Annotated in this window: 22 protein-coding genes, 1 tRNA gene and 1 pseudogene; 14 read left to right on the top strand and 10 right to left on the bottom strand. The window is 65.6% G+C overall.

The genetic code is table 11. The features are described 5' to 3' along the window. Position 1 precedes the first annotated feature (1 nt). Positions 2 to 1,708: a type IV-A pilus assembly ATPase PilB gene (pilB, locus tag AAG092_RS07475; protein WP_373389568.1), complete on the bottom strand. Its 1,707-nt coding sequence runs from the start codon at positions 1,706 to 1,708 to the stop codon at positions 2 to 4. Positions 1,709 to 1,953: 245 nt separating this feature from the next. On the opposite strand from pilB, the gene AAG092_RS07470 reads away from it, so the two are divergent. The 7 genes from AAG092_RS07470 (at position 1,954) to AAG092_RS07440 (ending at position 6,325) form a co-directional block, all read left to right on the top strand. Beyond that, on the top strand, positions 1,954 to 2,136 hold the full coding sequence (locus AAG092_RS07470; RefSeq protein WP_110680823.1) for a type IV pilin protein: 183 nt from the start codon (positions 1,954 to 1,956) through the stop codon (positions 2,134 to 2,136). A gap of 19 nt (positions 2,137 to 2,155) precedes the next feature. Beyond that, positions 2,156 to 2,596 carry a hypothetical protein gene (locus AAG092_RS07465; RefSeq protein WP_110680824.1) on the top strand — a complete coding sequence of 147 codons (441 nt, stop codon included), beginning with the start codon at positions 2,156 to 2,158 and terminating at the stop codon, positions 2,594 to 2,596. 71 nt (positions 2,597 to 2,667) lie between these two features. After that, positions 2,668 to 3,465: an ABC transporter permease subunit gene (locus AAG092_RS07460; protein WP_110680825.1), complete on the top strand. Its 798-nt coding sequence runs from the start codon at positions 2,668 to 2,670 to the stop codon at positions 3,463 to 3,465. Then, a complete protein-coding gene (locus AAG092_RS07455; protein WP_110680826.1) occupies positions 3,462 to 4,298 on the top strand; it encodes a hypothetical protein in 837 nt (278 codons plus the stop codon). The genes AAG092_RS07460 and AAG092_RS07455 overlap by 4 nt, the downstream gene beginning before the upstream one ends. Next, on the top strand, positions 4,295 to 5,188 hold the full coding sequence (locus tag AAG092_RS07450) for an ABC transporter ATP-binding protein (protein ID WP_373389177.1): 894 nt from the start codon (positions 4,295 to 4,297) through the stop codon (positions 5,186 to 5,188). Before AAG092_RS07455 ends, AAG092_RS07450 begins: the two co-directional genes overlap by 4 nt. After that, positions 5,185 to 6,216, top strand: a complete 1,032-nt coding sequence (locus AAG092_RS07445; protein WP_373389176.1) for an acyltransferase family protein — start codon at positions 5,185 to 5,187, stop codon at positions 6,214 to 6,216. The genes AAG092_RS07450 and AAG092_RS07445 overlap by 4 nt, the downstream gene beginning before the upstream one ends. Positions 6,217 to 6,249: 33 nt before the next feature. Next, a tRNA-Thr gene (locus AAG092_RS07440) sits at positions 6,250 to 6,325 on the top strand. 34 nt (positions 6,326 to 6,359) lie between these two features. Here the strand turns inward: AAG092_RS07440 and nadC are convergent. After that, on the bottom strand, positions 6,360 to 7,208 hold the full coding sequence (gene nadC, locus AAG092_RS07435) for a carboxylating nicotinate-nucleotide diphosphorylase (RefSeq protein WP_373389175.1): 849 nt from the start codon (positions 7,206 to 7,208) through the stop codon (positions 6,360 to 6,362). A 304-nt stretch (positions 7,209 to 7,512) separates the two neighbouring features. Between nadC and AAG092_RS07430 the strand changes: the two genes are divergently transcribed. The 3 genes from AAG092_RS07430 to ampE all read left to right on the top strand — a co-directional run bounded on the left by AAG092_RS07430 (position 7,513) and on the right by ampE (position 11,292). Continuing rightward, complete coding sequence (locus AAG092_RS07430; RefSeq protein ID WP_373389174.1) at positions 7,513 to 9,840, top strand: DUF1631 domain-containing protein; 2,328 nt, start codon at positions 7,513 to 7,515, stop codon at positions 9,838 to 9,840. A gap of 75 nt (positions 9,841 to 9,915) precedes the next feature. Further along, entirely contained in the window at positions 9,916 to 10,470 is a 555-nt protein-coding gene (gene ampD, locus AAG092_RS07425; RefSeq protein WP_373389172.1) for a 1,6-anhydro-N-acetylmuramyl-L-alanine amidase AmpD, read from the top strand. Further along, positions 10,471 to 11,292: a regulatory signaling modulator protein AmpE gene (gene ampE, locus AAG092_RS07420; protein WP_373389171.1), complete on the top strand. Its 822-nt coding sequence runs from the start codon at positions 10,471 to 10,473 to the stop codon at positions 11,290 to 11,292. Positions 11,293 to 11,302: 10 nt separating this feature from the next. On the opposite strand, the gene AAG092_RS07415 is transcribed toward ampE, so the two are convergent. Next, positions 11,303 to 12,193, bottom strand: coding sequence for an ROK family protein (locus tag AAG092_RS07415; RefSeq protein WP_373389170.1), 891 nt, complete (start codon positions 12,191 to 12,193; stop codon positions 11,303 to 11,305). On the opposite strand from AAG092_RS07415, the pseudogene AAG092_RS07410 reads away from it, so the two are divergent. Together AAG092_RS07410 and AAG092_RS07405 are read left to right on the top strand one after the other, a co-directional pair. Then, a pseudogene (locus AAG092_RS07410) lies at positions 12,184 to 13,545 on the top strand (HAMP domain-containing protein); the annotation flags it as partial. The gene AAG092_RS07415 and the pseudogene AAG092_RS07410 sit on opposite strands and share 10 nt — an antisense overlap. 141 nt (positions 13,546 to 13,686) lie before the next feature. Further along, on the top strand, positions 13,687 to 14,400 hold the full coding sequence (locus AAG092_RS07405) for a methyl-accepting chemotaxis protein (protein ID WP_373389567.1): 714 nt from the start codon (positions 13,687 to 13,689) through the stop codon (positions 14,398 to 14,400). Positions 14,401 to 14,448: 48 nt separating this feature from the next. Here the strand turns inward: AAG092_RS07405 and AAG092_RS07400 are convergent, their stop codons facing one another. Continuing rightward, positions 14,449 to 15,231: a TatD family hydrolase gene (locus AAG092_RS07400; protein WP_373389169.1), complete on the bottom strand. Its 783-nt coding sequence runs from the start codon at positions 15,229 to 15,231 to the stop codon at positions 14,449 to 14,451. Positions 15,232 to 15,293: 62 nt separating this feature from the next. Between AAG092_RS07400 and AAG092_RS07395 the strand changes: the two genes are divergently transcribed. Further along, positions 15,294 to 16,625, top strand: a complete 1,332-nt coding sequence (locus AAG092_RS07395; protein ID WP_373389168.1) for a DEAD/DEAH box helicase — start codon at positions 15,294 to 15,296, stop codon at positions 16,623 to 16,625. Positions 16,626 to 16,630: 5 nt separating this feature from the next. On the opposite strand, the gene AAG092_RS07390 is transcribed toward AAG092_RS07395, so the two are convergent. The 4 genes from AAG092_RS07390 to AAG092_RS07375 all read right to left on the bottom strand — a co-directional run bounded on the left by AAG092_RS07390 (position 16,631) and on the right by AAG092_RS07375 (position 20,930). Then, positions 16,631 to 17,077: a PAS domain-containing protein gene (locus AAG092_RS07390; protein WP_373389167.1), complete on the bottom strand. Its 447-nt coding sequence runs from the start codon at positions 17,075 to 17,077 to the stop codon at positions 16,631 to 16,633. Positions 17,078 to 17,080: 3 nt separating this feature from the next. Further along, on the bottom strand, positions 17,081 to 18,082 hold the full coding sequence (locus AAG092_RS07385; RefSeq protein ID WP_373389166.1) for a response regulator: 1,002 nt from the start codon (positions 18,080 to 18,082) through the stop codon (positions 17,081 to 17,083). 83 nt (positions 18,083 to 18,165) lie between these two features. Further along, positions 18,166 to 19,887, bottom strand: coding sequence for a diguanylate cyclase domain-containing protein (locus tag AAG092_RS07380; RefSeq protein ID WP_373389164.1), 1,722 nt, complete (start codon positions 19,885 to 19,887; stop codon positions 18,166 to 18,168). After that, on the bottom strand, positions 19,884 to 20,930 hold the full coding sequence (locus AAG092_RS07375; protein WP_373389163.1) for a PotD/PotF family extracellular solute-binding protein: 1,047 nt from the start codon (positions 20,928 to 20,930) through the stop codon (positions 19,884 to 19,886). Before AAG092_RS07375 ends, AAG092_RS07380 begins: the two co-directional genes overlap by 4 nt. Positions 20,931 to 21,078: 148 nt before the next feature. On the opposite strand from AAG092_RS07375, the gene AAG092_RS07370 reads away from it, so the two are divergent. Further along, on the top strand, positions 21,079 to 21,927 hold the full coding sequence (locus AAG092_RS07370) for a mechanosensitive ion channel family protein (protein WP_373389162.1): 849 nt from the start codon (positions 21,079 to 21,081) through the stop codon (positions 21,925 to 21,927). 9 nt (positions 21,928 to 21,936) lie between these two features. Here AAG092_RS07370 and AAG092_RS07365 read toward each other — a convergent pair whose 3' ends face one another. Further along, complete coding sequence (locus tag AAG092_RS07365) at positions 21,937 to 22,524, bottom strand: TIGR00730 family Rossman fold protein (RefSeq protein WP_373389161.1); 588 nt, start codon at positions 22,522 to 22,524, stop codon at positions 21,937 to 21,939. Between the two features lie 212 nt (positions 22,525 to 22,736). After that, positions 22,737 to 23,630 carry a hypothetical protein gene (locus AAG092_RS07360; RefSeq protein WP_373389160.1) on the bottom strand — a complete coding sequence of 298 codons (894 nt, stop codon included), beginning with the start codon at positions 23,628 to 23,630 and terminating at the stop codon, positions 22,737 to 22,739. Between the last annotated feature and the right edge of the window lie 39 nt (positions 23,631 to 23,669).

The raw sequence follows: 23,669 nt of genomic DNA, 5'->3' as shown, positions 1-23,669 counted from the left end.
TTTAATCCTTGGTCACGCGGTTGATTTCCTCGAGGCTGGTCAGGCCTTGTATGGCCTTGAGTAGGCCCGAGGTGCGCAGGTCGTTGAAGCCGTCTTTGCGCATCTGGTCGGCGATATCTATGGAGTTGCCTTCTTCCATGATAATCCGCTGAAGCGCTGGCGTGTTTTTAACCACTTCATAAATCCCTACGCGCCCTTTGTAGCCGCCTTTGCAGTGATCGCAGCCAACTGGGCCATAGAGCTTGAATGTGCCAACCCGTTCAGCAGGAAATCCCTCTGCGACCTGTACCTCGGGTGGAATGCTCACTTCTTTCTTGCAGTTGCTACATAGCTTGCGGGCCAGTCGTTGGGCGATGATCAGGTTGACCGAGGTGGCGATGTTGAAGGAGGGGACGCCCATATTGCGCAGGCGGGTGAGGGTTTCTGCTGCGCTGTTGGTGTGAAGGGTAGACATCACCATGTGACCAGTCTGGGCTGCCTTGATGGCGATTGATGCGGTTTCCAGGTCGCGGATCTCGCCGACCATGATCACATCCGGGTCCTGGCGCAGGAAAGCTCGTAGCGCCTGGGCGAAGTCCATACCCTGCTTGGGGTTGACGTTGACCTGGTTGATGCCTTCCAGGTTGATCTCCACTGGGTCTTCGGCGGTGGAGATGTTCACGTCCACCGTGTTGAGAATGTTCAGGCCGGTATAGAGCGATACCGTCTTCCCCGAACCGGTGGGGCCGGTGACCAGAATCATCCCCTGGGGTTTGGCCAGGGCATCCATGTAGAGTTGCTTCTGGTCTTCCTCATAGCCCAGTGCGTCAATCCCCATCTGCGCGCTGGAGGGGTCGAGAATACGCATGACGATTTTCTCACCCCAGAGGGTCGGGCAGGTGTTGACGCGGAAGTCGATGGCCTTGGTCTTCGAGATTTTCATCTTGATTCGGCCGTCTTGCGGCTTGCGCCGTTCGGATATGTCCATGCTGGCCATGACCTTCAGGCGCGCCGAAATGCGGGAGGCCAGTTGAATGGGGGGCTTGGCCACCTCGTGCAGGACGCCGTCGGTACGGAAACGTACGCGATACACTTTTTCATAGGGTTCGAAGTGCAGATCCGAGGACCCGCCTTTAATGGCATCCAGCAGCATCTTGTTGACGAATTTGACCACTGGGGCATCGTCGGCATCGCCGCCGGTAGAGTTGTCCTCCCGTTCTTGATCCCCGCTCTCGATTTCCAGGCCGTCTTCCAGATCGATGTCGCCCAGACCCTCCATGGTCTTGTTGTCGCTTTCGAAGTAGCGATCAATGGCGGCATCCAGGCGGTCATCCTGCACCAGTACCAATTCGGTGTTGAGCCCGGTGCTGAACTGGATGTCTGTTACCGCCTGCTGCAGGGTCGGGTCTGACATGCCTATATACAGCTTGTTGCCACGCTTCCACAGTGGCAAGGCGCGATGCTGGCGCGCCAGCTTCTCGCTGATCAGGTCTTTTGGTTGTTGATCTTTATCCAGTGCGCTCAGGTCAAAGTAGGGGACGCCGAACTGCTCGGCAGCCTGGCTGGCCAATGCGGTGCTGTTGACCAGTTTGTTTTGTACCAAATAGGTGACCAGTGGGATCTGGTTGCGCTGGGCTTGTTGAACCGCCCGGCCGGCGGTCGTTTCATCGATCAGTTCGGCCAGCACCAGTTGCCTGGCAAGGCCGGTCAGGACGGGAGAGTTGCTCATGGTCATGCCGCGTGGCTCGGATGCAAATGAATAGACTTATAACCGAGAAGCTTTGGGGCTGCTACTTGAAGGAGTACGTGTGACGCTTATTGTCACTTTTGGGCTGAATGGGGTTGGCTTGCTGGTGCTGGCGGCTACAACAGCTCCTCTAGTGAGGCGCTCGCGAGATTGGCACGCGCTTTGTATGTGTTACGTCAGACGAGGTGTTAAGCCTCGCTCCCCATGTCACCAGGAGACCATCTCAAATGTCGAAGAAAGTTCAGAAGGGCTTTACCCTCATCGAACTGATGATCGTGGTTGCGATCATCGGTATTCTCGCGGCCGTTGCCATTCCGCAGTTCCAGGACTATCAGGCTAAAGGCTATGACAAGTCGGCTCAGTCCGATGCTCGTAACATCCTGACCGGCGCCATCGCCAACTCGAACTGATTAGAGAAGGGCTAACAAGATGAAAAAGATTATCGTTGCCTCCCTGGCCGTCGCAGGTCTGATGAGCTCCACCGCGTTTGCCGCCTCTGCCGGTACTCCAAGACTGGATGTGACCCTGGCCGATGGTTACAACGAAATTGCAGGGCTTGATCGTGAGATCAATTTGGCTCAAGCCGGCACTATGACTGCAATTGCCAGCCGCGCAGGTTTTGTGAAGAACAATTTTGACTTCACCATCTCCGCAAACGTGGTGCTCGGTGTGATCGATGATGGTGACAACAGCCGTTTCGGTGCCATCGCCGGTTCCAACAAAGGTTACAATGTGTTCACTGGCTCTTCCGTTGGTGGCAGCATTTCCCAGTGCGGCGATCAGTTGGAAAAGACTGTTGAGAATCTCGCCGCCAGTGCAGTCGTCGAAGGTAGCATCGATCTCGATGAAGCCAATGGTTGCGGTCGCTAATAAGCGTTTCGTAGGTTGAAAGACAGGCCCTGGTGGCCTGTCTTTTTTTGTCCGGATTTTATGGGGGTGGAATGGCTGAGCTAGTGCTGCTAGGTGTTAAAGCCGGCATTCGTGGTGTGGGGCTGCGAGTGTTGCTGATGGTGGCTGCCTTGGTGCTGGCTGTCAGTCTCCTGGCGTCAGGCTTTTCCGGGCGCCAACCAGTCACTGTTGCCCTGGATGTGGGATTGAGCGGCCTGCGTTTCGTGATGCTGATCCTGGTGCTGCTCTGGGTACAGGATCTGTTCGCTCGGGATATTGAGCGCAAGACGGTCTACTTCATGCTGGCCTACCCCATTACGCGCTGGCAGTATTTGTTGTCGCGCTTTTTGACTGTGGCGCTGCTGGCGCTGCTGGCGCTGTGTCTGATTGGGGTGGTGTTGTGGCTGTCTCTTCAGCGCGACATGAGCTATGTCCAGGCTCAGCCAGTTGGGTTGGGCTACAAGTACCTGCTAGTGATTTTGGCGATATGGTTGGATGCTCTGGTAATCGCCGCCTTTGCACTCTTGTTGGCCAGTCTTTCGACCACCCCTTTTCTGCCGCTACTGCTGGGTTTCGCCTTTGGCATTGCAGCGCGAGGCTTGGGGCCGGCCTTGGATTTTCTGCGCAGTGCACGCTCGGACCCGGTGCACGTATCTATATTCGGGCCTGTTCTGGAATATTCCTATGTTTGGCTACCGGATCTGTCCCGCCTCGACTGGCGGCCGCTGGCGCTGTATGACCTGCCAGTGCCTTGGGCTGGGTTGGGGTTAGCTGTGCTCAGTGCGCTGGGTTTCCTGGGCCTGATGCTGGCTCTGGCCGGCCTGATCTTCCAGCGGCGCAATTTCGTATGAGGCTGTGGACCGGCTTCCTTGCTGCCGGCTTGGCCTGGGTGGTCTTCGCCGGCGCGGGCTACAGTCTGCGTGAGCAGCCGCGCCTTGAGGTGCAGAGCGAGCATCTGCGCGTTCGTCTGCCGTTACTGGTGCAGTTGGCCTATTCCGGCGGAGACCCCTTTCTGGCAGCCAATACCAATGTTTTTCGCAGCCTGATGGTGGACGCCAAGATCACTGAGGGCGAAACCTACCGCATTCAGGGGCAGTTGCAGGTGGATGCCGCGCGTTTCAATCCCCGGCACGAGGACAACTATTATGTGGGGGCGGCGATTCTGCCGTGGAACGGCCAGGTCGAGGCCGGGCAGTTCGTGCTGCTGAGCGCCGCCAGGTTGCGCGACTGGGACATGTGGCCGGCGTTCTACTATGCCTTCAATGCCATGTACTTCGAGCGCGACATGGCGCGTGCCGGGCACTGGGCGGAAGTGGCGGCGCAGCGCCATCCGCGCAATGCGCCGGCGCTGCGCAGCATGGCGGCGGCCTGGTATGAGCGCGGGGATGACCCGCGTGATGCCATGGGCATTCTGCAGGCCATGCATGATCAGAGTACGGATGAAAATTTCCGCGCCCTGTTGCAGGCGCGCATGCAGCGCCTGGCGGGGTTGTCGGCGTTGCGCCAGGCGGCCGTTGCCTATCGCCAGCAGCATGCTCGCCCGCCGACCAGCCTGGAACAGTTGCTGGGCTATGCCGGGCTGGAGGCGCTGCCGCAAGACCCGCTGGCAATAGGCTACAGTCTCGACCAACAGGGGCAGCCGCAGCTGGCGGATCACCTAACCCGTGGACAGGATTCTCAATGAAGGTAATCGAGGTCAATGGCCTGCATAAGGCCTTCAAGCTCAAGGGCAAGTCCATCAAGGCTCTGGATGATGTGGGCTTTTCCGTTGATATGGGGCAGTCCGTTGGCTTTATCGGGCAGAACGGGGCTGGGAAGAGCACGACTATCAAAATCCTCTTTGGCGCCCTGCGCGCCGATGCTGGTGAGGCTCGTCTGATGGGGCGTCCGGCTGAGGATGCTCTGTCGCGGCTGGGTGTGGGCTATGTGCCGGAGAATCCCTATCTGTATGAGCAGCTCACCCCGCGCGAGGTGGTGAGCAGTGGTCTGCGCCTTCACGGTGTGCGTGGCGCCGAGTGTGAGCGGCGCACCGAGCTCTGGTTGGAGAAGCTGGGTATCGCCTATGCGGCCGACAAACGCATTCGCAATCTGTCCAAGGGCATGACGCAGCGTACGGCGCTGGCTCACGCGTTTGCTATTCAGCCCAAGGTGTTGGTGCTGGATGAGCCCATGTCGGGGCTCGATCCTGTTGGTCGTCGCCAGGTGGCGGATCTGATGCAGGAGTATCGTCTAGCGGGAGGTACGCTGTTCTTCTGCACACACATTTTGCATGACGTGGAGCGTCTCGCCGACCGCTTTGTCATGATTGACCGCGGGAGGGTGCGCGCTCAGCAAGGCGTAGCCGAGCTGCTGGCCAGTCAAGGCAACATGGTCGTGCGTTATCTCGGGACAGAGGCTCTGCCGGGGTTCGAGCGCGATGCCGGGCAGGTCTGGAAGGGGTTGTTGCCACGGCGTGCGCTGGCGGAGGTACTGATGCAGATCGAGATTATGCAGGGCGTTCTACTCAACATACATCCGCAGAACTCCCTGGAGGAGTTGTTCGATAGCGTTGTGGGTGAGGCTGTGCTGGGGTGACGCCTATCGGCTATGTGGCGGGGCTTGATGGCTTGCGCGCACTGGCCATTGTGCTGGTGCTGCTATTTCATGCCAATGCCCCCGGGCTGCCTGGCGGCAATATCGGCGTAGATCTTTTTCTTGTGCTCAGTGGTTTTCTGATCACTTCTCTGCTGTTGGAGGAGTGGCGCACTTGTGGTGGTATCGAGCTGTGGCGTTTTTATATGCGCCGCGCTTGGCGCCTCATGCCGGCATTGCTGCTGATGCTGTTGCTCTATGTAGTCCTGGCACCCCTGTTCTGGCCCGACTACTTCTTTCATCTACGTGATCTACTGATCGCTCTGCTGTACATAAGCAATCTGGCTGCTTCCGTTGGGACTTTGCCGGAGAAACTGCTGCATACGTGGTCTCTTGGCCTGGAAGAGCAGTTTTATCTGCTCTGGCCGCTTGCTTTACTTGCGTATTTAAGGTTTTTGCGTAGGCCGCCTTTATGGGTTTTCCTCTTGCTGCTCTATCTAGGGCTGTATGCCTGGCGTGTGTGGTGTCTTCATCGTCCCGAGATTGTCGTGAGCTTGGCCTACTACCGTCCTGATCTTCATGCAGGTGGTTTGGTGTTGGGGGCGGCCCTTGGTGCTTGGTGGCAAGAGCGTAGCGCTAGGCCTGTACCGGCCTCTCTTGGCTGGCTGGGCTGGCTGGCGATTCTGGTCGCTCTCGTTGCGGAGCAGACCGAGTTCATGCACCTTTTGCTTTACATCCCTTTGGCCGAAGTCGGAACGACCTTTTTGATCATGGCTATTCTGTCGGGCCGGCAGGCAGGTTTTTCCGACAAGCTGCCGGTGCACATCGGTCGAATGTCTTACGGTCTCTATCTCTTTCACTACCCGATCATGCTGTATATGGTGGAGAGCCGCCAGCACTGGCTTGTGGTGATATCTACTGGTGGTCTGCTGGCATATGGCTTGGCCTTGTTGAGCTTCCATAGCGTCGAGGCCTGGGCGCGGAGGTGTCGAGAGCGGCGTTGGTCGAAAGCCTCTGTAACAGGTTGTTGAGTTGTCCATTGCGGGTTGCTATAAGGGCTCCGCGCCGGTGTAGCTCAGCTGGTAGAGCAGCGCATTCGTAATGCGAAGGTCGCAGGTTCGACTCCTGTCTCCGGCACCATTCAGAAAGGCCCAACTTAGGTGGGCCTTTTCATTTACAGACTCAGTCGCATCGACAGGTCGATGGCTTTGACGTCCTTGGTCAGGCTGCCGATGGAGATGTAGTCCACGCCGGTCTCGGCGATGCTGCGAAGGGTGCTTTCGTTGATGCCGCCGGAGGCTTCCAGCTTGGCGCGGCCGGCGGTGAGGGTGACGGCGGTGCGCATGTCGTCGAGGCTCAGTTCGTCGAGCATGACGATGTCGGCACCGGCCTCCAGGGCCTCGCGCAATTCGTCCAGGTTTTCCACTTCCACTTCCACCAGCTTGCCGGGGGCGATGCGATGGGCGGCGGTGACGGCCTGGGCGATACCGCCGCAGGCGGCGATATGGTTTTCCTTGATCAGGAAGGCGTCGTACAGGCCGATGCGGTGGTTGTGGCAGCCGCCCTGGGTGACGGCGTATTTCTGCGCCAGGCGCAGGCCGGGCAGGGTCTTGCGGGTGTCCAGCAGCTTGACCCGGGTGCCCGCGACCAGGTCGGCGAAGTGGCGGCAGCGCGTGGCGACGGCAGACAAAGTCTGCAGGAAGTTCAGGGCGCTGCGCTCGCCGCTGAGCAGGGCACGGGCTGGTCCTTCCAAGTGGAAGAGTGCCTGGTTGGCGTCGGCCCGCTCGCTATCGGCCACCTGCCAGTGCACGGCAACGCGCGGGTCGAGTTGGCGGAACACGGCGTCGACCCAGGCGGTGCCGCAGACCACCGCCGGCTCGCGGGTAATCACCGTGGCACGGGCCAGGCGCTCGGCGGGAATCAGTTGCGCCGTGATGTCGCCACTGCCGATGTCCTCACGCAGCGCGCAGCGCACATTGGCATCTATTTCGGCGCCGAGGTCGGCGAGGGTCAGGTTAGGCATGGTGGCCTCCGCAGTCAGGTGGCGCGATTATAGGGGCAGCCGACGGCTGGTGCAGCGGGGCAGGAGAATGTCCGGCCTTTCTGCTAGACCCATACGTGCGTCTGTTTTCTGCGACCGTCTGTAAGTTGGACCTGCAGCTATGTGATCTGGATCATGTCTGTATCAGGGAGGATTTGGTCATGCTTCGCATCCCCCTATACTGGCGGCATGTGGTTATTTTGACGCCGTCTGCTTGACGTTAGAATGGCCTTCAGCCGAATCGCATGCGGGCCGCCCTGATCAGGCGGCCGGCGGGAGACACTCAATGAAGACCGACGCGAATGTGGTGCGCCTGAGCAAGGTCGCCCCCGATCACTCGCCAACTTCTCCGGCAGGAAGGCTTCCCGTGGCCCTCATCCAAGTGCGCGACAAGGCTGCCCAGCAGCTCAAGCAGGCATTGCAGGGGCTGTTCGACAATGCGGATGACACGCTGTTCGAGATGGCCGATCGTGCGTCCAGCAATGCCGAGCAGAATGCCTTCTTCGAGGCCATGCGCGACCTGCGCCTGAAGCGCAAGAGCATCGAGCGCGGCTTCCTGCAGAAGGTCTTCGAGGGCTTCAACACCCTCAATCAGTATGAGATAGGCAAACCGCCGGCCCTGCAGCCCGGCGTGTCCTTCGAGAGCCTGTCGCTGGTCCAGGACGACGTGCTGGAAGAGTCGGTGGCCGTGGAGGCCATGGTGTCGCGGGTCATGACCCGCGCCGGGGTGGCGCTGGGACACCTGACCACCCGCCTCAACGCGATGATCAGCCAGAAGCTGGAGGACAAGACCAATCCGCTGGGGCCGCGGGTACTGTGCGAGCAGTTTCTGGGGGCCTGCGAGGTGCTGGGCGTTGAGATCCGCGTCAAGCTGATCATCCTCAAGTTGTTCGAGAAATACGTGCTGGCTGAACTCGACCAGCTGTATGCCACGGCTAACCAGCAGCTGGTCGAGGCCGGTGTGTTGCCGGAACTTAAATCCACGCCGCCGTTGCGCCGCCAGCCTGGGCACTCGCCGCAGGTCGCGAGGAGCGCTCGCGAGACGGGCGACGGGCAATCCGGGAGCGCGCAGGGGTACGCCGACGAAGGCGCACAGGAAGTATTCGGGGCATTGCAGGAGCTGCTGTCGCAGGTGCGTGGCAGTCCACTGCTGCCGCGTCGCGAGGTGCCTGCCGATGCCGTGCCCATCTCCAGCGGCGACCTGATGCGCCTGCTGTCGCACCTGCAGCAGCGCCTGCCGGCTGGCGAGCAGGGTGCGGGGGACGACTTCGATCTGCGCAACCAGCTGGAGAATCTGCTGGTCCGCGCCAGTGCCAAGAGCGGCAAGGCCCGGGTGGTGGGTGAAGTCGACGAGGATGTGATCAATCTGGTGGCCATGCTGTTCGAGTTCATCCTCGACGACCGCAGCCTGCCGGATTCGCTCAAGGCCCTGATCGGCCGTCTGCAGATTCCCATGCTCAAGGTCGCGGTACTGGACAAGACCTTCTTCAGTCGTGGCAGCCACCCGGCGCGGCGCCTGCTCAACGAGATCGCCTCCGCTGCCCTGGGTTGGAACGCCCAGGGCGATGCACAGCGTGATGCCCTTTACCAGCGCATCGAGCAGGTGGTGCAGCGCCTGCTCAATGACTTCACCGATGATCCGGCGATCTTCTCCGACGTGCTCGCCGAGTTCATTGCCTTCACTGGCGACGAGAAGCGGCGCAGCGAGCTGCTCGAGCAGCGCACCCGCGATGCCGAGGAGGGCCGGGCCAAGGCCGAGCTGGCACGCCAGCAGGTCGAGCAGGCGCTCAATGCCCGCCTGCTCGGCAAGACCCTGCCGGAAGTGGTGGTGCGCCTGCTGCAGGAGGGCTGGAGCAAGGTGCTGCAGCTGACCTGCCTCAAGCATGGTGCCGAGTCCGAGGAGTGGCGTGCAGCACTGGCGGTGATGGACGATCTGGTGTGGAGCGTCGAGCCCCACGAGTCGGCCGAGGATCGCCTGCATCTGCTGGAGCTGGTACCCAGCCTGCTCAAGGCCCTGCGTGACGGCCTGGCGGGCGCGGCCATCGACCCGTTCGTCACCAGCGAGTTCTTCAGCCAGCTGGAAGCCGTGCATGTGCAGGCCTTCCAGCGTTTCAAGCGGGTCATGCCGGAAGAGCCGGCCGCTGCCGGCGAACCGCTGTCGGCCCCTGCCGCTGACCTCCTGCCGGGGCTCGGCGAGGCCCCGCTGCTGGAGCTGCCGCCGGCCGAGCCGGAAGTCGAAGCGCCGGCGATGGTCGAGGTGGTCGAAGAGATCATCCTGCTGGCGCCGGGCGAGAGTCGGCCGCAGGAGCCTGAGCTCAGCCTGCCGGACGACGACGAGGCGCTGCAGCAGGTCGACAGCCTGCGCGTCGGCAGCTGGGTGGAAATACAGGAAGACGAAGAGCACAAGCTGCGCTGCAAACTGGCGGCCATCATCAAGCCCACCGGCAAGTTCATCTTCGTCAACCGCACCGGCATGAAGGTCATGGAGAAGACCCGCATGGGCCTGGCAGTGGAGTTCCGCCGCGGTGCCGTGCGCCTGCTCGACGATGCCCTGTTGTTCGACCGGGCGCTGGAGTCTGTGATCGGCAACCTGCGCCGGCTCAAGGGCGCCTGATTTCCCGGGGGGGCGCCGCAGGCATTCCCGCGGGTGCAGTTCTGCTAGAGTGGCGCCAGTCATCAAGGAGCCTCTATGCAGCTGGACCCTGCCAGCGGCTGGTGTGACGGCATCCGTCACTGCCCCTCGCCGAATTTCAATGCGCGCCCGCAGGGAGAGGTTTCCCTGCTGGTCATCCACAACATCAGCCTGCCGCCGGGACAGTTCGGCACGGGCAAGGTGCAGCAGTTCTTCCAGAACCGCCTGCCGGTCGACGAGCATCCCTACTTCGCCGGCATCGCCCAGCTGACGGTCTCCGCGCATTTCCTCATCGAGCGTGACGGCGCCGTCACCCAGTTCGTGTCCTGCAACGCGCGCGCCTGGCATGCCGGCGTGTCGAGTTTCGCCGGTCGCGAGAACTGCAATGATTTCTCCGTGGGCATCGAGCTGGAGGGCACCGACGAGCTGCCGTTCAGCAACGCCCAGTACCAGGCCCTGATCGGGCTGACCCGCCAGCTGCTGGACGCCTATCCTCAGCTGAGCGTCGAACGCATCTGTGGTCACAGCGACATCGCCCCCGGACGCAAGACCGATCCGGGCCCCTGTTTCGACTGGGCACGCCTGCGCGCGGCCCTGCAAGGAGAGCGGTAGATGAATTTCCTCGTGCTTCTGTTGGTGCTCTGGGTGGAGAAGTTCTCCGCCGGGCGCGCACGCATTCAGCAGGACGGACCCTGGCTGCGCTGGCTGGCCAGCGTGGAGGGCGGTGTGCCCTGGCGCGCCCTGCTGCTCGTGGTGCTGCTGCCGGTGCTGCTGCTCGGCCTGCTGCTGCTGGCCCTGGAGCCGCTGGCCTATGGCTGGCTGGCGTTGCCCGTACACTTGCTGGTGCTGGTCTACAGCCTGGGGCGCGGCGATGTGCTGGCGGCGCTCGGGCCGTTCCGCGATGCCTGGCGGCGTGGCGACGACCAGGCCGCGCTGCACGTGGCCGAGCGTGACCTGGGCGTGGCGGCGGATGGCGAGGCCGAGCTGTTGCAGCGGGTGCAGGATTACGAGCTGTGGCAGGCCTATCAGGGCTTCTTCGCGGTGATTTTCTGGTACGCCCTGCTCGGGCCGTTACCGGCGCTGGCCTATCGCCTGCTGGCCCTGGCCGCCGAGCACTCCGCCCAGCCGGCGGTGGCCGAGCGCGCGGCGCAGCTGCGCCATGCCCTGGACTGGCTGCCGGTGCGGGTGCTGGCGGCCAGCTTCGCCCTGGTCGGCAACTTCGCCGCCGTCAGCCGCGCCGTCCTGCACGACCTGCTGGCCTGGGACGTCGCCGCCGCGCAGCTGGTGGCCAGTGCCGGGCGCGCCGCCGGCGAGCTGCCCGAGCCGCAGGCGGGCGAGGCCGGCGTCGACAGCCTGGACGAGCTGTGGCAGCTGCTGATCCGTGCCGCGGTACTCTGGTATGCCGCCTTCGCCGTGTGGATTCTGCTGCTATAGCCTACCCGCCTCAGGGCCACAGCCAGGCGGCTCCGCGCACGCCGCTGGAGTCGCCGTGGCGGGCCTGTACCAGGCGGGTGTTCACCTGGTCCGAGAACACGTGGCGGACCAGCAGCGGTGGCACCCGCTGGTAGAGTGCGGGGATGTTCGACAGGCCGCCGCCGAGCACTATCACCTGCGGGTCGATGACGTTGATTACCGAGGCCAGCGCCCTGGCCAGCTGCTCGCAGTAGGTGTCCAGCGCCTGTGCGGCGGCCGGCTCGCCGTCTTGCGCCAGTCTGGCCAGGTCCGCGGCGTTCAGGCCCAGGGCGCTGCGGGCGGCCCAGCCGGGGCCGCTGAGGAAAGTCTCGATGCAGTCGTCCAGGCCGCAGTAGCAGCGCCGCGCCGGCCCGTCGGCGGGAGTGCGCCAGGGCAGGGCGTTGTGCCCCCACTCGCCGGCGATGGCATTCGGCCCCGCCAGCAGTCTGCCGTGGATGACGATGCCGCCGCCGACGCCGGTGCCGAGTATCACCCCGAATACGCTGGCGGCGCCGGCGCCGGCACCATCGCTGGCCTCGGACAGGGCGAAGCAGTCGGCATCGTTGGCCAGGCGCACCGGGCGCTGCAACAGGTGCTGCAGATCGCCCTGCAGGTCCTGGCCGATCAGGCAGGTGGAGTTGGCGTTCTTGATTCGCCCGTGGTCCGGCGAGCGGGTGCCGGGGATGCCGATGCCGACGCTGCCGCGCGCGCCCAACTGCTGCTCGGCTTCCTGCACCAGGCGGACTATGGTCTGCACGGTGGCGGGGTAATCGCCCTGCGGGGTCGGCAGGCGCCGACGTAACCGTTCGTCGGAACCATCCAGTGCGATGATTTCAGTCTTGGTGCCACCCAGATCAATGCCGAAGCGGAGGGATGTGCGCATTCTTAACCTTAAGTTACAGAGGCCAGGGCCGATATCCGGTATACAAGCCGTCGGGGGAGTGCGTCTGGCCAGTGGCCACTCCCGCTAGAATCCCAGTGATACCGCTACCTTGCCGTTCAATAGATCAGCCCGCTCCCGGCTGGCATAAAACAATAATGGCAACAGGAGACGTTCTAGTGAATAGCGTGTTGTACCCTGCCATCGCCCTGATGAACCGCCTGAGCTTCGGCATGAAGTTCAGCCTCATCAGCGTACTGTTCTTCCTGCCCATGCTCGTCACCAACTATTTCCTGGTGCGCGAGTCCTATGATGCCTTCGTCGACACCCGTACCGAGCTGCAGAGCCTGGAGCTGCTCAAGCAGAGCCTGACCATGCGCCAGCAGCTGGAACGGCTCAATGACCTCTACGAGATCAATGCCGTACTCGGGCAGTCCGGCGAGTCGGAGAAGCTGGCCGGGATGATAGGCGAGCTGGAAACCAGTGTCGCCGCGATTCTCGGCGGCCTGGCGCCGAGCAGCAGCGACGCGCAGAAGGTCGAGGAATTCAACGCCCAGCGCGACGCCATCAAGACCGCCCTCGATGCGGTGGCGGCCGAGAGTTCGCTGCGCAGCAAGGCCGGCCTGGTGACCAAGGCGCTGGACAATGCCGAGGTGTTCATCAAGTTTGTCGCCAGCCAGTCCGGCTTGAGCCAGGACAGCGAGCTGACCGTGCGTCAGATGACCGAACTGCTGACCAGCGCCAGCCTGCCGGTGACCAAGGCCCTAAGCCAGGGCCGGGCGCTGGGCTCCTATTCCCTGGGCCAGGGCATCCTCGGTTCCTCCGACAGCACCAAGCTCGACGAACTCCTGCTGGAGCTGGAAAAGCTGCACGCGGAATACGGTTTCAAGCTGCAGAGCGCGCTGCAGGGCAATGCTCAGGCACAGCGTAGCCTGGGCCAGCTGGCCGAGGCCAGCCGCAACACCCTGAACGAGAGCAGCGTGGTGCTGGAAGAGCAGCTGCTCATGGCCGACACCCTGGATGCGCCCTGGCAGGGCTTCTATGACCAGACCACGGCGGCCATCGACAAGACCTATGCCCTCAACGAGGCGGTGCTCGGCTTTCTCGGCGAGGAACTGAGCGTGCGCCTGGAGCAGAAGCGCGTGCAGATGATCCTGCTGGTGGTCGCCCTGGTCGGCATCTTCCTCGCCATCGGCTATCTCTACGGCGGCTTCTACGTCTCGACCCGCGCCACCCTCAAGGGCTTCGGCCAGACCCTCGGCCAGGTCGCCGCCGGCGACATGACCGTGCGCGTCAACGTGCGCAGCCGCGACGAGCTGGGCGAGCTGGGCGAGGTGTTCAACGGCACCGTGGCGAAGATTCGCGACCTGATCGAGCTGGTCGGCCAGACCGTCACCGAGGTCGAGCGCCAGGCCGATCGCGTCGAGCTGGTGTCCGGCGAGAGCAGCCAGGCGGTCAGCGCCCAGCGCGGGCAGATCGAGCAGGTGGCCACGGCGATGAACCAGATGTCCGCCACCGCCCAGGAAGTGGCGCGCAGCGCCGCCGCCGCGGTGGGCAGCGCACAGAGCGTCAACGACGAGACGGTCAGCGGCCGTGCCATGGTCGAGGCGCAGGTCGGCAGCATCCAGCGCCTGGCCAGCGAGATCGAGCAGTCGGTGAACGTGATCAACCAGCTGGCCGCCGACAGCGCCTCGATCAGCCAGGTGCTGGACGTGATCAAGGGCATCGCCGGGCAGACCAACCTGCTCGCCCTCAACGCCGCCATCGAGGCGGCGCGCGCCGGCGAACAGGGGCGTGGCTTCGCCGTGGTGGCCGACGAGGTGCGCAACCTGGCCAAGCGTACTCACCAGTCCACCGAGGAGATCGAGCAGATGATCGGTCGCCTGCAGGGCGGTGTGGGCGCCACCGTGACCGCCATGAACGGCAGCCACCAGATGGTCGAGAGCACCGTCAGCCAGTCGGCGCAGGTGCAGCAGGCGCTGGAAAACATCCTCGGCGCGGTCGGCATGATCGTCGACCAGAACCAGCAGATCGCCGCCGCCGCCGAGCAGCAGACCGCCGTGGCCCACGACATCGACATGAACATCGTCGAGATCAACCAGGCCGGCGAGCGTACCGCCGAAGGCGCGGTACAGACCGAACAGGCCAGCCGCGAGCTGTCCGATCAGGTGGCGCGGCTCAAGGAGCTGATCAGCGCCTTCCGCGTCTGATCCGTCCTGCGCAGTGCACAAGGCCCGCCATCCGGCGGGCCTTGTCGTTTAAGTGCTCCAGCCGAACAGTTCGGCGGCGTTGCGGCTGCTGGCCGCGGCCAGTGCCTCGGGCGTCTCGCCGCGCAGTTCGGCCAGTGCCGTGCAGATGGCCGGCAGGTGCTCCGGGCTGTTGCGCAGGCCCGCATACATGGCCGGTGCCATGTCCGGGGCGTCGGTCTCCAGCACTATGGCCTCCAGCGGCAGCTGCGCCACCACCTTGCGCAGGCGCAGCGCCTGCGGCCAGGTCGGCGCCCCGCCCAGGCCCAGCCTGAAGCCGAGGCGCAGGTATTCGCGGGCCTCCTCGTAGCTGCCGGCGAAGGCGTGGACGATGCCGCCGCGCGGCAGCCGGAAACGCTTGAGGGTGGCGATGGTGGCCGCATGGGCGCGGCGCACATGCAGCAGGGCGGGCAAGCCGAACTCGACGGCCAACGCCAGCTGGGCCTCGAACAGCGCCTGCTGGCGCTGGCGGTCGAGGCTCTCGATGAAGTAGTCCAGGCCGAACTCGCCCACCGCGCACAGCTTCGGGTGGCCGGCCAGGCGCTGCAGCCAGTCGCGCAGCGCGTCCAGGTCCTCGGTGCGGTGCTGGTCCAAATAGACCGGGTGCAGGCCGAAGGCGGCATGGATGCCGTCCTCCGCCAGGGCCAGGTCCCACAGCCGTTGCCAGTTGCCCTGGTACACGCCGAGCACCACCAGGCGCTCCATGCCGGCGGCGCGGCTGCGCTCCAGCAGCTCGCTGCGGTCGGCATCGAAGTCGGGGAAGTCCAGGTGGGTGTGGGTATCGATCAGCTGCATGGACGCATCATAAGCCCGGGGCAGGTAAACTGTGCGCCTCGTCTTCATCCGGTTGCCGCATCATGACCTTCGCCACCCTCGGCCTGATCGACCCCATCCTGCGTACCCTCGAGGCGCTCGACTACCGCGAGCCCACGCCGGTGCAGAAGCAGGCCATCCCCGCCGTGCTCAAGGGCCGCGACGTGCTCGCCGCGGCGCAGACCGGCACCGGCAAGACCGCCGGTTTCGCCCTGCCGCTGCTGCAGAAGCTGACCATGGAAGGTGGTCAGGTGGCGGCCAACTCGCTGCGCGCGCTGGTGCTGGTGCCCACCCGCGAGCTGGCCGAGCAGGTGCAGCAGGCGGTGCAGCAGTACGCGCAGAACCTGCCGCTGCGCACCTACTCGGTGTACGGCGGGGTCAGCATCAACCCGCAGATGATGAAGCTGCGCAAGGGCATCGACCTGCTGGTGGCCACCCCCGGGCGCCTGCTCGACCTGTACCGGCAGAACGCGGTGCGTTTCGACCAGCTGCAGGCGCTGGTGCTGGACGAGGCCGACCGCATGCTCGACCTGGGCTTCGCCAGGGAGCTGGACGAACTGTTCAGTGCGCTGCCGCGCAAGCGCCAGACCCTGCTGTTCTCCGCCACCTTCTCCGACGCCATCCGCCTGATGGCCAAGGAGCTGCTGCGCGACCCGCTGTCCATCGAGGTCAGCCCGCGCAACACCACGGCCAAGGGGGTCAAGCAGTGGCTGGTGACGGTGGACAAGAAGCGCAAGAGCGAGCTGCTGCTGCACCTGTACCGCGAGCGCGGCTGGGACCAGCTGCTGGTGTTCGCCAAGACCCGCAAGGGCGTCGACGAGCTGGAGCAGCTGCTGCTGGCCGAGGGCATCGCCGCCGACTCGATCCACGGTGACAAGCCGCAGCCGGCGCGCCTGCGCGCCCTGCAGCGGTTCAAGGCCGGGGAGGTGCGTGTGCTGGCGGCCACCGACGTGGCCGCGCGCGGCCTGGACATCAGCGAGCTGCCGCGGGTGGTCAACCTCGACCTGCCGATCGTCGCCGAGGACTACGTGCACCGCATCGGCCGCACCGGCCGCGCAGGCGCCAGCGGCGAGGCGGTGTCGCTGGTGTGCGCCGACGAGGTGGAGCTGCTGGCGGCCATCGAGACGCTGATCGGCCAGGTCATCCGCCGCCAGGACGAGCCGGGCTTCGAGCCGGACCACCGGGTGCCGCAGACCGCGCCCGGTGGCGCGGTGCTGAAGAAGCCGAAGAAACCCAAGGTCAAGCTGGTACCCGGTGCCGGCAAGGGCAAGATCCACCTCGGCAACTGGTTCGAGGAGGAGCCGGCCAAGCCCAAGGTCAAGGCCGTGCGCGCGGTGCCCAAGTTCGGCGAGAAGCCAAGGCCGAAGAAGAAGTAGCCGGCCTAGGGCGCCTGGCGCAGCTGCGCCTCGGCGGCCTCGGTGGCGTCGTAGATCACCAGGCAGACGTGCTCGACCTGGCCGGCGGTGGCGGCCAGCGGCAGGATGGTGAGGTTCTGGTACATGAAGTCGGACTGCCCGGTGATCGGCCGGTAGGTTTCGAAACGCAGCAGGTAGGGGCGCTGCTGCCACAGGCTGAAGGCGCGGGTGCCCAGGCGCAGCACGCTGCCGACCTTGCGCTCCAGCCAGACGCGGTCGATGTCCGGGAACAGCTGGAACAGGCTCTGTCCCTGCACCTGGTCGGCGCCCAGGCCCGAGTGGTTCTCCATGAAGCTGTTCCACACCTCGATGCGGAAGTTGCGGTCCATCACCAGCACGCCGACATCCAGGCACTGCACGATGTCGAGCAGCCAGTGCAGTTCGCGCAGGTCGATCTGGGCTTGGCCGGCCATGTTCTACTCCATCAGGTACTGGATCTTGGCGGTCAGGCGCGGTACCGAGGCCTCGGTGAACAGCAGCAGCAGGTCGAAGTGCACCGCGTGCTCCTCCAGGCCGTAGCTGATCTCCACCGCCAGGGTCTGGCGCCAGCGCGCCCGGTTGAACTGGATCAGCTCGTCGATGCTGCGTGCGTGCTGGCCGAGCAGTTGCGGGTGGCCCTGGGAGAAGCGGATGTCGAGCTGCTCGGCGATGCCGGCCAGGCAGGCGCCGATGAGGATGCTGGCCAGGTCCAGGAGCATCTCCGAGGTGGCCGCGTCGCCACCCGGGCGCAGGCCGAGCAGGTGGGCGATATCGGCCACCTCCGAGTCGTGGAACAGCAGCAGCGCCTCGCCGGCGATGGCCTCGCCGACGAAGCCCTGGCACACCGCGCTGAGGCGCTCGCCACGGTTGGCGTCCTGCAGGGCCATGTGCAGCTCGCTGGCTTCGAACAGCTCCACCGCCGGGATCGGCAGCTGCACGAAGACCCCGAGTTCCTCCGCCAGCAGGGCGGCGGCGCGGCCCATGGCGACGTTGCTGACCTCGCGCAGGGCGTCGCGGAAGCCGACCCGGAAGGCCGGCTCCTGGCGTGCCGGTGGCGCCGCCGCGCTCGCCGCCGGCTGGAACAGGCCCAGGCGCAGCAGGGTGGCGCGCAGCTCCTCGGCCGGCGCCGGCTTGCGCAGGAAGCCCAGGGCGCCGAGCTCGGCGACCCGGCGCTGGGCCTCGTCCTGGACGTCGCCGGAGACCACCAGGATGCGGCAGTCCAGGCCCTCTTCGCGCACCCGCGCGAGCACCTGATAGCCATCCATCACCGGCATGGTCAGGTCCAGCAGCACCACTTCGCCCAGACCCTGGCGGATCGCGGCCATGGCCTCCTCGCCGTGGCTGGCCTGGGTGATGCTCACCGGCCAGTCGGGGGGCAGGGCGCGGATCAGCTGCTTGCGCGCCATCGCGGAGTCGTCGCAGACCAGCAGTGGGAGCACCGGGTTCACCTGGGGTTGGGGGCGATAGGCCAAGCATAGACGGCGCTGCAACCGGGGCGCGATCAGGCAATCGCTGAGTCGGCTCAGCGCGGTTCGCTGGCCTCGAAGTTGTAGGTGTTGCGCCCGGCGTTCTTGGCCGCATACATGGCGCGGTCGGCCTGCTGCAGCAGCGACTCGATGTCGTCGCCGTCGCGCGGGAACAGGCTGACGCCCATGCTGGCCTGGACCTGTACCTCGTGGCCGTCGAGCAGCATGGGCAGCTGGAAGCGCTCGTGCAGCTTGTGCAGCACCGCGATCACCTGATGCGGGTCGTCCAGCTGCTCGATCAGCACGACAAACTCGTCGCCGCCCAGGCGCGCCACCGTGTCGCTCTCGCGGGTGGCCGAGCGCAGCAGGTTGGCCACCGCCTGCAGCACGCGGTCGCCGATGCTGTGGCCGAGGCTGTCGTTGAGTTCCTTGAAATGGTCCAGGTCGACGAACAGCACCGCCAGCGGGTGGGCATTGCGCCGTGCGCTGGCCAGGGCATGCTCCAGGCGCTCGAAGAACATGCGCCGGTTCGGCAGGCCGGTCAGCGGATCGTGCCGGGCCAGGTGCTCCAGGGCACTGCGGCTCTGGTTAAGCGCCTCCAGCTGGTCGAGGATGTCCTCCTGCATCTGCGCGAAGCTGCGCGCCAGCTGGCCCAGTTCGTCCTGGCGCTCCAGCGGCAGGGGGCTGCTCTTGCGCTCGCTGGCGAATTGCTGCACGGCCAGGTTGATGCTCTTCAGCGAGCGGGTCATGGCCCGCGAGGCGATGGCCGCGACCAGCAGGGCCAGCAGGCTGGCCAGCAGCACCACCTGGGCGATGCGCTGGCCGAGGCGCGAGATCTCGGCCAGCACCTGGCGCTCCGGCTGGGCCAGGCCGAGGACGACGAAACGCTCGGGGCTGCCGTTGCTGATGCCCAGGCGCACGAAGGCGGCGATCAGCTCCTCGCGTTGCAGGCCGCCACGGCTGACCAGGCTGGCCGGTTTGCTGATGTCGAGCAGGCTGGCGACCTCGGCGAACTCTTCCTGGATGAACAGCCGGCGGCCTTGGTCGAAGCCGAAGGTGCGGTTCGGATCCGGGTGGATCAGCAGGTCGCCCCAGCGGTTGCTCAGGTACACCTGGTAGTGCTCGGGCAGGTCGCTCCTGAGCTGGCCGAACAGGCGCTCCAGGTCGATGTTCACCACGATCAGGCCGAACACCTGGCCGTCGCTGCCGGCCACCGGGGTGGACACGTGCAGGGTCGGCTTGCCCAGACCGGAATGTGCGCCCAGCTCGTGGTTGATGACGATGGATGACAGGCGCACGCTGCCCGGCTTCATCTTCAGGGTGTCGAAGACGTAGGCGTAGTGCCCCTTCTCCTGCAGGTCCGCGCTCTGCACCTGGACCAGGCGCTCGCCGTCGCGATCCACCCTGACCTGTTCCAGGCCGTGCCCGGCGGCGCTGATCAGGCGCACCTGCAGGTACTCGGGATGGACCAGCATCAGCGCGCGGAACACTTCGGCCAGGTCGCGTTCGATGTCGCTGCGCGCCGGCTCGCCGGCGGCCTGCGGCAGGTCGCGCTCGCTGGTCACCGCGGCCAGCAGGCGGGCGTCGCGGGCGGCGCCGTCGATGCTGCCGAGCAGGTTGCGGCCGAGCACCTGGGTGGCGGTCAGCAGGTCGCGCTCGGCGGCCTTGAGCACCAGGCTGCGGCTGCTGGAGTAGGAGTAGTAGCCGGTCAGGCCGCAGGCCAGGACGCCGAACAGGCCGAGCAGGCAGGCCAGCTTGAAGGCGATGCCGAATCTCATGGCGCCTCCGCCAGCGGCGGGCGCTCGCCGGAAAGGATGCGCTCCCACAGGCGCGCGCGGCGTTCGGCGTCCTCCACCGGGCGCAGCCAGACCAGCCGGCCCGGCACATCGGCACCGGCCGGCTCCTCCAGGGTGTTGGACAGGCCCTGGCGCTCCACCAGGGCCTGGCTCATCGGCGGCTCCAGGGTGAAGTCGATCCACGCCTCGGCCAGCTGCAGGTCGCGGGCACCGCGGCTGATGGCCCAGCAGTCGAGCCAGGCCAGCGCCCCCTCGCGGGGAATCACGTAGCCCACGTCGGCGCCGGCATCGCGCAGTTGCTTGAGCTGCTGGCGCCCGTAGTTGGCGAACAGCAGCGCCACCTGGTGTTCGCGGAACAGGCTGGCGGCTTCCTCGGGCAGCGAATAGAAGGTCAGCACGTTGCGGCGCAGGGCGATCAGCTGTTCACCGATCTGCGGGAAGTCCTCGGCGGCGATGCGGAAGGGGTCGCGGCCGCGCGCCTGGCTGGCCAGGGAGAAGTTGTGGCTGCTGCCGTTGAAGGACAGCACCCGGCCCTGCAGGCGCGGGTCCCACAGACTGGTGATGGAGTTGGGCGGGGTGGCGAACTGGCGGCGGTCGTAGATCAGGCCCATTTCCGAGTAGGTGTAGGGGATGGCGTAGACCTTGCCGTCCCGGGTGATGCCGGGAATCTTCGGGTAGTCGCGGAAGCGCCAGAGCTGGCGCGTGGTATTGATGATCTGAGTCGGCTGTAGCGGCTGCAGCAGCTGTTCGGCGACATAGTGCTCGATCTCCGCAGTGTTGGCGGCGATCAGGTCGAAGTCGGCACCCTTGTTGCGGGTCAGGCGGCGCCGCAGCACGTCGTCGCTGCCGACCAGGGTGACTTCCACCCGCACGTCGTGGCGCTGCTCGAACTGCTCCACCAGGTCGGCGTCGGCGTAGCCGGGCCAGGCGAGCACGCGCAGTACCCGTTCCGCGCCACCGGCAACGGGGGCCAGGACGCTGAGCAGGGCGGCGGAAAACAGTGGGAGCAGGCGTGGGAACGTCATGGACCAGGCCGTTAGCGAAGGCGCTCATGGAGTGTATACGATGGCAAATCGCCTTGCCGGGTGCTTGATCCAGGGCAAGAACGGGCAGGTTAGGCGCTGCGTGCTAGGGTTTTTCGGGTCATCCCCCACTTCGTGCAGGTCCGCCGTCATGGAAGAGAACACCCTGATCACCGTCGGCACCGCCAAGGCCAACCAGCTGCTGCAGCTGGTGACCGACTACGGTGCCGCCTTCGCCGTGAAAATCCTCGCCGCCATCGCCTTCTGGGTAGTCGGGCGCTGGCTGATCGGCTTCGCCGTCGGCCTGGTGCAGAGAGGCCTGGGCCAGCAGAAGGTCGACCCGACCGTGCTGCGCTACCTCGGCAACTTCATCACCGTCACCCTCAACATCCTGCTGGTGATCGGCATCCTCGGCTACTTCGGGGTGCAGACCACCACCTTCGCCGCCTTGATCGCCGCGGTCGGCCTGGCCATCGGCATGGCCTGGTCGGGGCTGCTGGCCAACCTGGCGGCGGGCGGCTTCATCATCGTCCTGCGGCCGTTCAAGGTCGGCGACTTCATCTGCGCCGGCGGGGTCACCGGTACGGTCACCGAGATCGGCCTGTTCGTCACCGCGATCAACACGCCGGACAACGTGCTGACCCTGGTGGGCAACAACAAGATCTTCGCCGACAACATCCAGAACTTCTCGCACAACGCCTTCCGCCGCGTCGATCTGAAGGCCCAGCTGGCCGGCGCGACCGACTGGAAGGCCGCCGCTGCACTGCTCAGGCAGCGCATCGCGGCCATCGACAACGTGCTGGCGAGCCCGGCGGTGGAGGTGGAGATCCTCGAGTTCAACCTGGTCGGCCCGGTATTGGCGGTGCGCCCCTACTGCCACACCGACCATTACTGGCATGTGTATTTCGACACCAACAAGGTGATCAAGGACGCCCTCGGCGAGGCCGGCTTCCCGGCGCCGATGCCGGCGCAGACGGTGATCGTCCAGCAGGCCGGCTGAAGCCGCCGGTCACTGCGGCTCGCGGTCGACCCACTTGGGCGCGGCCGTGGGCTGCCAGGCGTCGAGCCGCTGCAGCAGCTCGGCCGGCGATTCGCTGATCTGCAGGATGGCGCGGTGTTGCTCGCGGACGAAGCGCTCGGCCACCAGATGGTCGAGGAAGGCGGTCAGGCGCGCATAGAAGCCGTCCACTTCGAGCAGGCCGAGCGGCTTGGCGTGATAGCCGAGCTGGCCCCAGGTCCACACCTCGAACAGTTCCTCCAGGGTGCCCAGGCCGCCGGGCAGGGCGATGAAGGCGTCGGCCAGCTCGGCCATGCGCGCCTTGCGCGCGTGCATGCCGTCGACCACCTCCAGGCGGGTCAGGCCGCGGTGGCCGATCTCGGCGCGCTCCAGGCTCTGCGGGATGATGCCGATCACCTCGCCGCCGGCAGCCAGGGCGGCATCGGCCACCAGGCCCATGAGGCCGACCGCGCCACCGCCATAGACCAGGGTCAGGCCCTGCTCGGCCAGACTGCGGCCGAGCTGCTCGGCCGCTTCTCGATAGATCGGGCGGGCGCCGGGGCTGGCGCCACAGAATACGCAGACGGACTTCAGGCTCATGCACGGTGCTCCCTTGGCTGCAGGGCGCACAGGGTAACCCTGTCCGATCGGTCAGGCGAGTTCTTGCGGGCAGCTGCCGCTGGCGCCGGCGGCATAGGCGGCCAGCAGGCAGCGGAGGAAGTCGTGTATGGGCATGGGGTGATCCTCGCGGGTGGTGCTGTACAGCCTAGACCGGCCGGTGCGACCGGGCCGGTTGATAGTTTCGATGGCCGTCATAGCGATTCGCCCAGCGAGGTCAGGTCCTGGGTGGCACGCTCGGCGAAGAAGCGCTCCAGCCAGGCCCGGTAGTGGGCGCGGGTGGCAGGTGGCAGGTAGCTGCGCTGGGCGTCGCGGAAGGCCTGCAGGACGTCCGCCTGGCGCGCCACCCGATCTACCGCGCGGACCAGCTCGGCACCGGCGGCGCTGCGCGTGCAGTAGATGCCGCTGAGGGCCGGCTGGCCAGCCTCGTGCAGCGGCAGCAGGACGAGTTGCTGCGCCTCGCCGCGACCCTGCACGTGCTGCAGCACCTCGGCGTACTCCAGCAGGTAGTCGATGCGCCCGTGTTCGAGCATGCGCAGCAGGTTGTGCCCGGCGTCGCTGCTCTGGATCTGCAGCAGCCGCGCCTGCGCCGCCGGGGCGCGCAGCAGCGGGTCGAGCATCGGGCCGTAGCTGCGGTCCTTGAGCAGGCCGCCGCGCCAGGCCGTGTCGCCGAGCAGCTGGCGCAGCGACACCTCGTCGCGACCGGCGAGGAAGGCGGCGCGGTCGCTGCGACGCACCACCAGCTGGTGCGGCATGCCGACGAACAGGCCGACATAGTGGCCGAGGCGATCGCGCTCGGCGGTACGGAAGGTCGGCAGCAGGCAGTTCAGCTCGCCGCGCTGCAGGTGCTCCAGGCCGCGGCTGAGGTTGATCAGGCTGTAGCGATGCTCGTAGGCGGGCAGGCGCGTGGTGATCTGCTGCAGCAGCTCGACGATGATGCCGCCCTGCGGCTGACCGTCGCGGGCATCGACCAGGCCCGGCCAGGGGCTCATGCCCCAGGTTACGGTCGGGCGATCCTGGGCGTGGGCGGCCGGCCATGCACAGAGCAGTGACAGGCCGAACAGCACGGCGGGCAGGCGAGGGCGCATGGAGGGGACCGCAGCAGCAGGGTTCTGTGCAGTCTAGTC

It is taken from the genome of Pseudomonas alcaligenes (assembly GCF_041729615.1).
Lineage (GTDB): Bacteria > Pseudomonadota > Gammaproteobacteria > Pseudomonadales > Pseudomonadaceae > Aquipseudomonas > Aquipseudomonas alcaligenes_B.
The sequence above is the reverse complement of the archived record's forward strand: the minus strand, read 5'-3'. Positions and strand labels throughout refer to the sequence as shown.